We start from the raw sequence: 13,130 nt of genomic DNA on the forward strand, positions 1-13,130 counted from the left end.
AAGGGACGAGTTTACATCATAGCACGGGATACCTGGCATCGCATCAAATTGACTGGACAGAGTGGCGGCTGTTAACGCAGGGTGCTGTTCATGCCGCATGACGACCACGATCACCCGCACGCTTTGCTTCCACCCGAACCCGCCCTGCGCGTAAAAGCGCTTGAGACGATTCTGACCCGAAAGGGGCTTGTTGACCCCGCGGCGCTGGACGAACTCATTGATGCCTATCAGAACAAGATCGGACCGCAAAACGGTGCGCGCGTCGTCGCCAAGGCCTGGTCCGACGAGCAGTTCAAAAAAGACCTGCTGGAAGATGCAACCTCGGTTGTCACCGATCTTGGTTTCTATGGTCGACAGGGTGAACATATGGTGGTTGTCGAGAATACGCCCGAGCAGCACAATATGGTCGTTTGCACGCTGTGCAGTTGCTACCCTTGGCCTCTGCTTGGGATTCCGCCGGGTTGGTACAAGTCTGACGCCTACCGCGCCCGTGCCGTGCGTGAGCCGCGCAAGGTGCTGGCAGAGTTCGGTGTCACCTTACCACCGGAGACGGCCGTGCGCGTGTGGGATTCGACAGCGGAAATTCGTTATCTCGTGCTTCCGATGCGGCCAGAAGGCACAGAGGGACTCAGCGAAGATGACCTGGTGGCGCTTGTCACCCGCGACAGCATGATCGGCACTGGGCTGCCCAAAGTGCCGTCATGACGCGCGTGCACGATATGGGTGGGCGGTTTGGGGACGGTCCGGTTCAGCCCGAGGCCGAAGATGCACCGGTTTTCGCCGAAAAGTGGCAAGGGCGGGCCTTGGCAGTGACGCTTGCCGCCGGATCATTGGGACAGTGGAACCTTGATGTCACGCGGCACGCACGTGAAAGACTGTCGCCGAAGGATAGTGTTCGGTTTTCCTATTACGAAAGGTGGATTTCCGCACTTGCTGACCTGCTGGTGGAAAAGGGTGTGCTAAATGCACAAGATTATTCTGACGGAGGCACTGCTGAGCAACATCCACTTTCGTCACGCGCCTTGAAAGCTGAATCTGTTTCCGGGGTCCTTGCCAAGGGTGGACCGACGGAGCGGCCTTCGACTGTGCCGGTACGATTTGAGACCGGGCAAAAGGTCCGCACGGTGCGCCCAACGGCCAATCGCCTTGTTGATGGTGGGCATACTCGCTTGCCGTCCTATGCATCCGGTGCGGTGGGTAGAATTGTTCGGCTACATGGTGCGCATGTGTTTCCTGACTCAAATGCACACGGTTTGGGTGAGGCGCCCGAACCGCTCTATGCTGTGGCGTTCGCGGCGTCTGAGCTGTGGGCGCAACCGGAGCATCCCAAGGACGAAGTGGTGCTTGATTTGTGGCAAAGCTATCTGGAGCCGGTATGAGCACCTGCGTTACCAATACCGCCCCTGAACCCGCGTTCTCTGAGCCGTGGCACGCACAGGTGTTTGCTATAACCGTGGCCCTGAACGAGGACGGTCGATTCGATTGGTCCGACTGGGTTGCCCGTTTTTCAGCGACACTCAAACGTCGAGGCCTCGACCGTGAACTGGATGGCGGGGACGACTATTTCAACGCCTGGCTCGATACGCTTGAAGAATTGCTGGCCGAGCAGGGTGCGACCGCTCAGGGGGAAGTCTCTGATTTCAGGAATGCCTGGGAAGAAGCGTATTTAACAACTCCTCACGGTCAACCGGTGAAATTGCCGCCGCACGACTAAGGCTGTTGGATGCATTCTTTCGGAAAACTCACGCTAGGCAATCCAGACAGGTACTGACATTTGATTTGGGTGTGAACTGCGGCGAATTATCGGTTTCCCTGCTGCTTTGACCCCGCTATACGAGCCGGGTTTGATAATTCAGCGCAAAAGGACCGGATATGGCCAATGTGGTTGTTGTCGGCGCCCAGTGGGGTGACGAAGGAAAAGGCAAGATCGTCGACTGGCTAAGCGAGCGGGCAGACGTCATCGCGCGTTTCCAAGGTGGACATAACGCCGGTCATACTCTGGTCATTGATGGTGAGGTTTACAAACTGAACGCGCTACCTTCGGGCGTTGTGCGCGGTGGGAAGCTCAGCGTCATCGGGAATGGTGTCGTGCTTGACCCCTGGCATTTGGTGAACGAGATCGAGTCGATCCGCAAACAAGGCGTTGAGATTACGCCTGAAACGCTGATGATCGCAGAAAACACTCCGCTGATATTGCCAATTCACGGAGAACTGGATCGTGCACGCGAAGAAGCCGCCAGTAAAGGAACAAAAATCGGCACCACTGGTCGGGGTATTGGCCCTGCATACGAAGACAAGGTTGGTCGTCGCTCTGTCCGTGTGGCGGACCTTGCAGATGATGCAACGTTGGAGGCGCGCGTGGATCGTGCATTGCAGCATCACGACCCGCTGCGCAAGGGTTTGGGGATTGAAGCCGTCGACCGCGATGCATTGATCGCGCGGCTCAAAGAGATTGCACCGCAGATTCTGCCTTATGCAGCGCCAGTTTGGAAAGTTCTGAACGAAAAGCGCAAAGCAGGAAAGCGCATACTGTTCGAAGGTGCTCAGGGTGCATTGCTGGATATCGATTTCGGCACCTATCCATTTGTGACATCGTCGAATGTTATCGCAGGTCAAGCCGCCACCGGCGTTGGGATCGGGCCGGGATCTGTCGATTTTGTGCTGGGCATTGTCAAAGCGTACACGACACGCGTCGGTGAGGGGCCATTCCCGACCGAATTGGATGACGAAGACGGGCATCGCCTTGGCACCCGAGGTCACGAATTTGGGACAGTCACCGGCCGCAAGCGCCGCTGCGGCTGGTTTGACGCCTGCCTTGTGCGCCAGACCTGCGCAACCAGCGGTGTGAACGGCATTTCGCTGACCAAGCTGGACGTTCTTGACGGTTTTGAAACCTTGAAAATCTGTGTTGGGTATGAACTAGACGGCGATCGGCTGGACTATCTGCCCACCGCGGCGGATCAACAGGCCCGCTGTACGCCTGTCTATGAGGAAATGCCGGGGTGGAGCGAATCCACCGAAGGCGCGCGCAGCTGGGCAGATTTACCAGCTAACGCCATCAAATACGTGCGCCGTGTTGAAGAACTGATCGAATGCCCTGTGGCCCTTTTGTCCACCAGCCCAGAGCGGGACGACACCATCCTGGTGACCGACCCGTTTGCTGACTGATGAGCGATAAGGAAAAACCCGGCCTGAGCTACAAGGCCAGGCGGCGATGGTCCCTGGTGCTGCTTCTGGTCGGGCTGCCGATCTATATCGTGGCGGTTGTGACGATCGTGAACCGGCTGGACCGGCCACCGATCTGGCTGGAGTTGCTGGTCTATATCGGGTTGGGCATTCTTTGGGCGCTGCCGTTCAAGTTTGTTTTCAAAGGTGTTGGCAAAGAAGACCCGAATAAAGACGCGGATTGATTTCTGCCTTGGGGGTATCACAAGTCTGAATGTGAACAAAGCATCCCTTGGCGGGAGTCTGAACAGGCATAAAACAGTCCGGCACTGATGCAGCCAAGTTTGCGGCCGTGTAAAACCACGGGCTAGGTATCTTTGGACTTTTCGTATTCGGCCCATGCGCGGGACGGGGGCGAGCGGTTTGCAACTGTGCATTCGCGCGCAATCGTTTCTTTCGATCCGTTTTTGCATCACAAGCTGAAAAGGCTGTCAGAGGAATCTAGAAGATGCCCCTGTCAGACAACGGCTCGCAAATCGTTGCCGTGTATCAATGCACGCACTCTATAAATATCATCTTTGAGTTTTTCGTTGCGCCAGGCCTCTTGAAATCGTTCAACCGAAAGCAGGCCATCAGCATCAAATTCGGGATCGACGGTGGCCAAACGGCGCGTGGCGCGCTTCAATCGGACGTCATCATCCAGATGTAATGCCGCAGCAGCCCTGTACGCGGCGGCACGGCGGGTGATACGTGGAAATGCTGTCGCTGCGCTATAGCAGGCCTCCCAGTTGCCCAGGACGTAATGTGCGATCACTCCCACCTCGCGGCAGTACTCGGGAAGAAACGGATCGAGCTCTTGCGCGCGCCGCTGAAATTCAAGCCCCGTTTCACCATCGCCCATGTAATTATGAACATTCCCAGCATGGGCAACTATGTAGGCATGGTTCGGCGTAATCTCGAGCGCGCGGGTGAAATGGTAAAGGGCGCTGTCAAAGTCCTCCTTGTAAAGAGCCAATGAACCCATGATCCTGTGGACCTCAGCATCGTCGCTGTCCAATTCCAATGCCCGGCGCCCCATCGACCAATAGTGATCCACATCGTTGACACCAAGCCATTCGTCGCGCGTTGCCACAGCGCAGGCCAACCATGCCTGTGCCCGACCGAAATTGGGGTCTTTCTCCAAAGCCTTTTCAAGCCACGCCATCGCTTCTTCGGCATTGTCGCGCGTGACGCCGCCCATTCGATGATGGTGCAGGCCACGCTTTAGGCAGTCATAGGCGACCATGTCTTCCGTTGGTTTTGCGCGGGCTGTTTCCTCTGCCTGTCTTTCAACACGACCGGCCACTGCAGCCGCAATTTTGGCGACCATGTCATCCTGAACGTCGAAAAGGTCATTCACGTCGCAATCATACTTTTCTGACCAAACCTGTTCTTTGTTGATGCCGTCAATCAGGCTTGCTGAAATTCTCACGCGCGCGCCAAACACGCGCACACCGCCCTCGATACTGTAGCGCACGCCGGTTTCCTTACAGACTTGTTCCGATGGAGCATCCCGTTTTGCCAACGAAAAACTGGCGTTGCGCGATATTACAAAGAGCTCTTTAAAGCGCGATAACTCGGTAATTAAATCCTCCGTGAACCCGTCGGCGAAGTAGTCCTGTTCGGCGTCTGCACTGCGGTTTTGGAATGGTACGACAACGACGCCGTTGTCACGTTGAGACTGTGCCGTGGGTTGGGTAACGGTGGTTTCTTGCGCCAGCATGCAACTGTGTATGCCAAGGTCCCCTTCGACCGAATAAAGCTCAACGGGCTCATCGATGTTTTTCAACTGACGCGGGCCAAGCTTTTTGAACCGGATCTGAGCGCCGCGTTTTGCTTGCTCGAAAACCGTTTGTGAAACCAAAACACCGCCGGGTTCAGCCTCGGCTTCGATACGCGACGCGATGTTCACACCGTCGCCAAGAAGGTCTTTGCCATCCGCTATCACATCAGCAAGATGAATTCCGATCCGAAGTTGCAGCCCAATTTGCTGAGCGTTATGGGGGGCGGCCAGTTCGCGCTGTAACTCGAAGGCACCGCGCACGGCCGAAACGGGGCTGGTAAACTCAGCCAATGCGCCGTCGCCTGCCCAGCTGATTATTCTGGCACCATGACGTTCCGCCTGTTGCCGCACAATTTTGCGTAGCCGTTTCAGGCGCACTATTGTGTCTTCCTCAGAACGCTGCATCAGCGCCGAGTAGCCAACGACATCTGTGGCAAGTACCGTAGAAAGGCGGCGTTCAATTTCGGCCTTCATCTTCGCTCCTCCCACAAGCGACGATCTATACCACAATTATCTAAATGGACCTAGTAACCCAGTTGTTCGTCGGGCCTGATCCGTGTTTTTGATTTGATGTCCGGATATTTGCAGATAGATAAACAGCACCTTAGCCCGTGCGTCGGGCCATCGAAGGCCAGCTAAAGATCGCACGAGCCATCGCGTGATACTCTCCGGAAATCTCTTCGGCGACGCTGAGGGGGGTGGGCCATGGTGCCGTCAGTGTCGCCGCGACCTGCCCGGTGACGAGACTTAGCTCGGCATCGTGCTTGGCCGCAAGGCGCCGCATTTTTTGGTTGGTTGCAAGGCACAGCAAGTGAACCTCTCGAATACCGCGATTGCGGGCCGCAGTGATGATCCGCGACAACAAGGCGTCGCCAATGCCTCGATCTTGCCATTCGGCTTCGACCGTAAAGGCGGCCTCGGCCATCTGGGTTTCGTTGTCCGGCACCAGCCGCAGTTCTCCCACGCCGCGCAGACAGGAATCAGGAAATGCGCCGAAAACCAGCGCGGAATTATCAAATATCCCGGAAAGATAGTGCTGCACAAACGCGGCACTGACCTGCGTGCCGAACCGTGCTGCCAGCGTATCGCTGCCCAGGGTGTTGAAATGGCTTTCTATCTTTGGGCGATCGTAAATTCTGAGACGTCGTATCGGAAGTTCATACATGGCCTAGCCTTTGCTTGAACAGCGCGTGACAAACCGATCACGGTACGCCCTTTCATAACATCTTTCTGCGATGCAGCATAGCACATGCAGTGTGACCGCTGCAGCAAAACGGGCAGCGAAGCGTAAGTGCAAAAAAAAATGAGCCAGGGGTATTCCCGGCTCAATAATTCGCAAATTGTTCAAAAATTAACCGGCTGCGCGCTCGTCATCTGGGCGGAACCCAATCTCGGTCGACGCGGCAAAACGCCCCCCGCCGGCCTTTTCGATTTTGCCATCACGCAGCAATTGCCCGAAGGAACGCAGGCTTTCTTCGCGGTTGAAGTCATCCTGCTTCAACGAGCGGATTTTGTTCATAAGCTGCGGGCGCGAAAACTGCTCCTGTCCTTCGATAAAGGAAAGATAAGCTGCGGCAGCCTCTAACAGGTCGGGCAGGGACTGCGCGCCCTGTTCCTCGGCGAATTGCGCAAAACCACCTTCTTCGGTTGCCTCGTCTTCGGATTCGGATTTTACACGACGGGGGGTAACCGGTCCGCTTTCACCGGATTGGTTGTCGATCCGCTGTTCCGCGACCAGTTTCAGTGGTGCAGAGGCATCGCTGCTTGGGCGTTTGCTTGTGACCTGAATTTCCGGACGGCGAGGGCTGACGACCGATGATAGGTCTCCGCGATAACCCTGCTCATCGCTTTCCTGATTCTTGGTCCCTGCTTCGCCTCGCTCGGCCTCGGTTGCTGCCACGGCCGCGCGCAGGTGCGTGTAGGCCTCACGCTGATTGGTGGTGTCGGGATCGTTCAATTGTTCACCGGCTTTGTCCATAAGGCGTGACACATCCCGATCCAAGTCGGCGTCCTCGGTGGCAGACATGGAAGAGCGTTTTGCCAGAACAGCTTCTACACTGGCAATCTCTTCCAGCAGGTCGATCTCGTCCTCTTCGGTGAGGACACTGTCACTGACTGCGGCTGTGATTTCCGCATCATCTTCGCTGTCGCTGAGGATATTGGGCTCTGCGTCCGCTTCCTGTTCGTCTTCGGCCGTTTCTTCAAGGTCCGCGAACAAGGCGTCCTGTGCGGCGATCTCTTCCTCGACCTGATCTTCTGCAGCGGCGTCCCCAACATCGCTTTCCAAGGCGTCGGCTTCGGACTCCATTACCGAGGCTTCAGACTCGGACTCCGTTACCGAGAATTCGGGTTCGCTTTCCATTACTAAGGTTTCAGGTTCGGTTTCCAAGACCGAGGTTTCGGATTCGTTTTCTATGACCAAGGTTGCGTGTTCTTCGGCATCTTGTGTGTCCAACTCGGGCTGAACTGGTTCTTGCAGTTCGTCCTGAATTTCCTCCTGCACATCGCCATGTGCTGAAACTGGCTCAGTGGTGTCGGGGGTTCTGTCCAGATCAGCGGGCTCCAACGAACCTGCCGCAAACGCCGCAGCGACCGCATCCGACGGACCGGCACTTTTGACAAGGGCCGACTCTTCGTCTTCGGTGTAGATGACCGAGTTCTCCTCGGAATGCGAAACAACGGCACGGATGCGCTGTAGCTTGGCGGCAATGCTGTCGGCGGCTGGAGCAGGGGTGTCATCGACTGCCTCGGCCTCAGAAGAGGTGGACTGAGACGGCGGTGGTGTGTCGACAACATTCAGACCCGGTGCGCTGGCGGCAGGTTGCGATGCGTCGGGTTTTTCGGAGGCACGGATCAAAAGGCCGGAATCGTTCTGACTGGCTTCGACCCTGCGGGATATGTCGCGCTGAGCGATCCGTGTCAGCATTTCGGCGTCGGGTTGCGGGGGTTCAGAACCAAAGTAACGATCATCCGCCGCGAGGTCGCGAAAGTACTCGGCAATCGCTTTCATCGTCTCAAAGGAATCATCAAACCCTTCCAAAGTGCACGAGAAGGTTCCATAAGAAACGGTTAAGACCTTGTTATTCTGTACCATCAGACGCACGTCCTTTACAAACTACGAGAGCCACTATAGCCGGCAGCGGGCACATTAATGGCTCGGAACTCTCTGCATGAACCTATCATTTTGTGGTCTCAATGTGTCCAAATCCGGGAAAAATGATCAATCTTACGAAAAATAAGCCGATTGTGCGGTGTGACGAGCCAATCGCGCTGATTGGTGGCGGTCAACTTGGACCTGATGACTTAAATCTGGCGCTGATTCGCGTCAACACTGTCGTGGCAGCCGATGGTGGCGCGGTGCCTGTCATGGATTCGGGCCGCATGCCGGATGCGGTTATCGGCGATTTTGATTCGCTCGACGGGGTCTATCGTGACCGTATTCCGGCAGACCGCCTGTTTCCTATCCGTGAGCAGGAGAGCACAGATTTTGACAAGACACTGCGCAATGTCCTAGCGCCGTTGGTTCTGGGCGTCGGGTTCCTTGGCGGTCGTTTGGATCATCAGCTTGCGGTACTGAGCTCTCTGGTCCGCCTTCCAGACCGTCCTTGTATTTTGCTAGGTGAACGTGAGGTCGTGTTTCATGCGCCGCCACGGATAGAGTTGAGCCTGACACCGGGTGACGTCGTTTCACTGTTTCCGTTTCAGACAGTGACTGGCCGCAGTCGGGGCCTGGAATGGCCCATTGACGAGTTGGTGCTGGAACCAACTGGCCGCGTTGGTACCTCAAACAGAGCGCTGGCAAAGGTAGAGCTGTCGGTCGATGCGCCCGGGCTTTTGATGATGGTGCCGCGCGACGCTCTGGACGAGGTTATGCGGGCGTTTCTGTCGGGGCGGACCGGGCAATGGCCCGCTCGCGCAGAATGACATACAGCCCGGCGGTCACGGTGATTCCAATACCTATAGCGGCGAGCCCGTCGGGCAGGTCGTGAAATATCAGCCAGCCGAACAGGGTGGCCACAGGGATTTCCAGATACTGCATCGGCGCCAGCGTGGCAGAGGGCGCGTAGCGCAATGACCAAGTCATCAGCAGATGTGCAAACGTACCCAGAAGACCAATTGCAACCAGTAGGAAATAGCTGTCGGGGTGTGGCGCAATCAGGGATATGGCCCATGTGTCGCTGAATGCCCCAACCAACAAGACCGGCAACATCAGCACAGTTGCAATGACACCTGATACGGCCTGTAAGGCAATCGGGTCGGTCTCTTTTGCGATCTGGCGCGTGACCAGCATGAAGAGGGCAAACACAAGCGCAACAACCAAAGGTAAAAGCGCTGCAAAACCCACCTCTGCAAAGCTGGGCTGGATAACAAGAAGCGTGCCAGAAAAGCCCACGACGCAGGCGATCAGACGGCGCAGCCCAACCTCTTCGCCCAGAACGTATTTGCCAAGGATCAGCATTATGAAAGGCATTACAAAGGCGATGGCGATTGCATCGGCCAGCGGCAGGAAAAGCAATGCACTGAACATGGCTGAAATGCCGATGATGTGCAGCACGGTACGAATGAAAGTGAGTCGTAATATTCGCCCGCGCATACGCCAATTACGCCCGGTTAGCGTGACAAGGGGGACCAATACCAGCGCCTGAATGGCAAAGCGGACGAAAACCAGCATGCCGATGGGAGTCGTCTCGCCCAAGAGCTTTGCCATCGCATCGCCGAGCGGTGCGAGGATACAGAAGCCAAGCATCAAGGTGATGCCAAAAACGGGACGATCCTGTGTCATGGTCGCGACGCTAAGCCTTTTGTCTGTCGGTGGAAAGTGGTCAGAGGCTCGCGAGCCCGGGCCGATTCCATAGAGCAGGGCGTCGCCTGACACCAATCAATTCACCTGTTGCGCAAATGCCGGATTCAAAACCAGTCACCCCTGCACGCGGCTCGAAACAGGATGAGAATGACTAACATGCGCGGGATATTCTTCACGAATGCTTTCAAGCGTCAGCAGTTCGGAACGTTCACCGCAAGTCCGCCCAGAGAAGTTTCTTTATACTTTTCATTCATATCTTGCCCGGTTTGCCGCATCGTTTCGATCGCTGCGTCCAACGGCACGAAGTGCTGACCATCGCCACGCAGCGCCAGCGAAGCGGCCGAAACAGCCTTGATGGCGCCCAGCCCGTTACGCTCAATGCATGGTACCTGAACCAACCCTGCAACCGGATCGCAGGTCATGCCTAGATGATGTTCAAGCGCGATCTCGGCGGCATTCTCAACCTGTTCCGGGGTGCCGCCCATCACGGCACAAAGCCCTGCGGCAGCCATGGACGATGCACTGCCAACCTCGGCCTGACATCCGGCTTCCGCGCCCGAGATTGAAGCATTGAATTTGACCAACCCACCAATAGCTGCCGCAGTCAGCAAAAAGTCTTCGATATGCGACTCCGACGCCCCCGGCACGTGGTCAAGATAATAGCGCAACACCGCCGGAAGCACGCCTGCCGCGCCGTTGGTAGGGGCGGTCACCACCTGGCCGCCGGCTGCGTTTTCCTCGTTCACCGCCATGGCATAAACGCTCATCCAGTCGTTGATCGTGTGCGGCGCGGTCAGGTTCATGCCACGTTCAGCTAGGAGCGCGTCATAGATTTTCTTGGCACGGCGACGGACTTTCAGACCTCCGGGCAGGATGCCATCGGTCGTCAGGCCACGCTCGATGCAATCATTCATGACCTGCCATAAACGGGCCGAGCCTTTTGCGAAACTCTGGGCGCAGCCACGCGAAATCTCGTTGTCGCGTTTCATTTCCGCGATGCTTTTTCCGCTGGATTTCGCCATTTCAAGCATTTCGGCCGCAGACTTGAATGGAAAAGGAACCGGCGCACCTTCGTCTGTTGCGGCGCCGTCGTTCAGCTCTTCTTCGGTCAAAACAAACCCGCCGCCGATCGAGTAATACACCTGGCGCAAAATGACGTCACCTTGCGCATCAGTGGCCATCAGGATCATTCCGTTGGCGTGACCGGGAAGGGTGTGTTCGTAGTCGAAAACGAGGTCATCTTTCGGGTTGAACTTCAGGATTGGCAAACCCTCGGGCGCCACTGAGTGCTCTTCGGCAATCTCGGCCAAGGCGGCCTCGGCTTTATCGTTGTCATAGGTTTCAGGAACAAAGCCTGCCAATCCAAGGATAGTTGCGCGGTCGGTTGCGTGGCCCACCCCGGTGAACGCAAGCGATCCATGCAGCGACCCGCGCAGCCCCGCAAACTCAAACGGTGACGCGCGCATTAGGTCCAGAAAGCGCGCGGCCGCCACCATCGGTCCCATTGTGTGGGACGAAGACGGGCCAATGCCCACTTTGAACATATCAAAAACTGAAAGAAACATGTCAGGTAGCCGAGCCTTCTACAGGGTTAGCGTAACTTGGAGACGTGAAGGGGGTAACTCCCAACCCTTCGGCTGCAACAGCAGTACGGGTTGCGGGGCGGGTTTCCAACTGCATCAGTATTCTTTGCAGGTAGGGTGTGTCGGCCAGTTGAAACCAACTGCGGTCGGATTTGGCCGGATAGAGCGCCATCCAGCGCATTTGACAGGCCAAATAATAGGTCAGGACCGAAGGTTGATCTGAGTGCAACCAATATGGCGCTGTCCTAGCCACGCCATCCAGAACGCGCAGATGTTCGCGCAGACGCGGGCGAATACCGGTGCGCAAGCTCTCTGCATGTTGGGCGTCGATGTATTTTTCTGCATAGAAAAGGATGCGAAGATCTGCGTGCAAAGTGTTGGATGCAAAGAACAACCATTTGAGAAATGCGGCACGGTCCGGGCTGTCTGGAGCGGGGGCGAGGCGCGCCTGCGTGTCTGCCAACCAAAGCAGTATGGCCGCTGTTTCAAAGATTGGTCCATGCGGCGTTTCCAAAACGGGGATCAAACCGTTCGGGTTCAACGAACGATAGGTCGCGCCGTTCTGTTCGTTCTGGCGGCGATCCACCAGTACGGTTTTATAAGGCAGCTCCAACTCTTCCAACGTCAGTCTGATCACGAGCGAAGCGTTGTCGGGGGCGTAGTGCAGGCGATAAGGCGTGTTCATAGCGACTACTTATAACGAGACGATCGGGGCGAAAGTCTTGATTGCGACGTTTCCCATCGGAAACGCGTATTTCTTCGCATGTTTGCGGCCAACGGGGGTGAATTGGCTCTCGCAGTTGGCGGGCGCATTCCCTATAAGTCCGGCAGTAACAGAGGGAAAGGCTGCTATGACCCGGGATCTGTCGCCCATAGACAAAGCCAAATACAACGCCGCACGACGCGCTGCCGATATGGTTCAGGACGGTATGCGGGTCGGCCTGGGCACGGGGTCAACCGCTGCCTGGATGGTGCGCCGCATCGGCGAGCGGGTGCAGAATGAAGGGCTGCGTATCAAAGGCGTTCCGACATCGACCCGCACAGCGCAACTGGCCCGCGAGGTCGGGATCGAGGTGGTCTCGCTGGATCAGGCTGGTTGGCTGGACCTGACAATCGATGGTGCGGATGAGTTTGATGGTGAGCTGAACCTGATCAAAGGCGGCGGCGGTGCGCATCTGCAGGAAAAGATCGTCGCCACGGCCAGCGATCAGATGATTGTCATCGCTGATGCCGGTAAAGAGGTTGAAACGCTGGGTGCGTTCCCCTTGCCGGTCGAGGTTATCCCCTTTGGCTGGCAAACCACCCGCACCCTGATCGAAGAGGCGCTGGACACGATGGATGTTCTTGGCACCTCGGCCAAGCTGCGCATGAATGGCGAAGCTCCGTTCGTGACGGATGAGGGCAACCACATTCTGGACCTGCATTTGCAGCGTATTGGAAATGCGCGTCAGTTGGCGCTTGTGCTCAATCAAGTGCCCGGATTGGTTGAGAACGGCTTGTTTATCGACATCTGTGACAAAGTTGTGATCGGCCACAGTGATGGTCGGGTCGAATTGCGCGACATTAACGCAGGTACCACGGAGATGGACAAGCTAGTCGACGGTGGGGAAAACCTTTTTTCGGATTTGGCGGACTAAGGAAAAGCCGCGGTGCCAAACACCGAAAATGCCAGAAGCATCGGCCAGCTATCCCGAACGTAGGGTGCGCGCAGTCCGTCGATACAGAATGAATTGCAACTCTTGAAGTCGACCATATC

13 protein-coding genes are annotated in these 13,130 nt (G+C 56.5%); 7 read left to right on the forward strand and 6 right to left on the reverse strand.

Going from position 1 to position 13,130, the window contains the following annotated elements; translation table 11 throughout:
- Positions 1–90 precede the first annotated feature (90 nt).
- From nthA to AC2FIT_RS08360, 5 genes are all read left to right on the forward strand, one after another.
- Positions 91–705, forward strand: coding sequence for a nitrile hydratase subunit alpha (nthA, locus tag AC2FIT_RS08340; RefSeq protein WP_496828447.1), 615 nt, complete (start codon positions 91–93; stop codon positions 703–705).
- Entirely contained in the window at positions 702–1,379 is a 678-nt protein-coding gene (gene nthB / locus AC2FIT_RS08345) for a nitrile hydratase subunit beta (RefSeq protein WP_496828449.1), read from the forward strand. Before nthA ends, nthB begins: the two co-directional genes overlap by 4 nt.
- Entirely contained in the window at positions 1,376–1,714 is a 339-nt protein-coding gene (locus AC2FIT_RS08350; RefSeq protein ID WP_496828451.1) for a nitrile hydratase accessory protein, read from the forward strand. The genes nthB and AC2FIT_RS08350 overlap by 4 nt, the downstream gene beginning before the upstream one ends.
- A gap of 158 nt (positions 1,715–1,872) precedes the next feature.
- Positions 1,873–3,168 carry an adenylosuccinate synthase gene (locus AC2FIT_RS08355; RefSeq protein ID WP_496828453.1) on the forward strand — a complete coding sequence of 432 codons (1,296 nt, stop codon included), beginning with the start codon at positions 1,873–1,875 and terminating at the stop codon, positions 3,166–3,168.
- Complete coding sequence (locus AC2FIT_RS08360; RefSeq protein ID WP_496828455.1) at positions 3,168–3,410, forward strand: DUF2842 domain-containing protein; 243 nt, start codon at positions 3,168–3,170, stop codon at positions 3,408–3,410. Before AC2FIT_RS08355 ends, AC2FIT_RS08360 begins: the two co-directional genes overlap by 1 nt.
- A 272-nt stretch (positions 3,411–3,682) precedes the next feature.
- Here the strand turns inward: AC2FIT_RS08360 and AC2FIT_RS08365 are convergent, their stop codons facing one another.
- The 3 genes from AC2FIT_RS08365 to AC2FIT_RS08375 all read right to left on the reverse strand — a co-directional run bounded on the left by AC2FIT_RS08365 (position 3,683) and on the right by AC2FIT_RS08375 (position 8,081).
- A complete protein-coding gene (locus AC2FIT_RS08365) occupies positions 3,683–5,461 on the reverse strand; it encodes an adenylate/guanylate cyclase domain-containing protein (protein WP_496828457.1) in 1,779 nt (592 codons plus the stop codon).
- A gap of 130 nt (positions 5,462–5,591) precedes the next feature.
- The gene (locus AC2FIT_RS08370) at positions 5,592–6,152 is read right to left on the reverse strand and encodes a GNAT family N-acetyltransferase (RefSeq protein ID WP_496828459.1); all 561 of its coding nucleotides are present in this window, start codon (positions 6,150–6,152) and stop codon (positions 5,592–5,594) included.
- A gap of 186 nt (positions 6,153–6,338) precedes the next feature.
- Entirely contained in the window at positions 6,339–8,081 is a 1,743-nt protein-coding gene (locus tag AC2FIT_RS08375; protein WP_496828461.1) for a hypothetical protein, read from the reverse strand.
- Between the two features lie 122 nt (positions 8,082–8,203).
- On the opposite strand from AC2FIT_RS08375, the gene AC2FIT_RS08380 reads away from it, so the two are divergent.
- Positions 8,204–8,911 (forward strand): thiamine diphosphokinase, encoded by a 708-nt coding sequence (locus AC2FIT_RS08380; RefSeq protein WP_496828463.1) that lies wholly within the window; start codon positions 8,204–8,206, stop codon positions 8,909–8,911.
- Here the strand turns inward: AC2FIT_RS08380 and AC2FIT_RS08385 are convergent.
- The 3 genes from AC2FIT_RS08385 to AC2FIT_RS08395 all read right to left on the reverse strand — a co-directional run bounded on the left by AC2FIT_RS08385 (position 8,856) and on the right by AC2FIT_RS08395 (position 12,059).
- Positions 8,856–9,770, reverse strand: a complete 915-nt coding sequence (locus AC2FIT_RS08385) for a DMT family transporter (protein ID WP_496828465.1) — start codon at positions 9,768–9,770, stop codon at positions 8,856–8,858. The two genes, AC2FIT_RS08380 and AC2FIT_RS08385, sit on opposite strands and share 56 nt — an antisense overlap.
- Positions 9,771–9,982: 212 nt before the next feature.
- Positions 9,983–11,356: an L-serine ammonia-lyase gene (locus AC2FIT_RS08390; RefSeq protein WP_496828467.1), complete on the reverse strand. Its 1,374-nt coding sequence runs from the start codon at positions 11,354–11,356 to the stop codon at positions 9,983–9,985.
- 1 nt (position 11,357) lies between these two features.
- On the reverse strand, positions 11,358–12,059 hold the full coding sequence (locus AC2FIT_RS08395; RefSeq protein WP_496828469.1) for a glutathione S-transferase family protein: 702 nt from the start codon (positions 12,057–12,059) through the stop codon (positions 11,358–11,360).
- Between the two features lie 166 nt (positions 12,060–12,225).
- On the opposite strand from AC2FIT_RS08395, the gene rpiA reads away from it, so the two are divergent.
- The gene (rpiA, locus tag AC2FIT_RS08400) at positions 12,226–13,011 is read left to right on the forward strand and encodes a ribose-5-phosphate isomerase RpiA (protein WP_496828471.1); all 786 of its coding nucleotides are present in this window, start codon (positions 12,226–12,228) and stop codon (positions 13,009–13,011) included.
- Positions 13,012–13,130: the final 119 nt, after the last annotated feature.

It is taken from the genome of Ruegeria sp. YTSA135 (genome assembly GCF_059610165.1).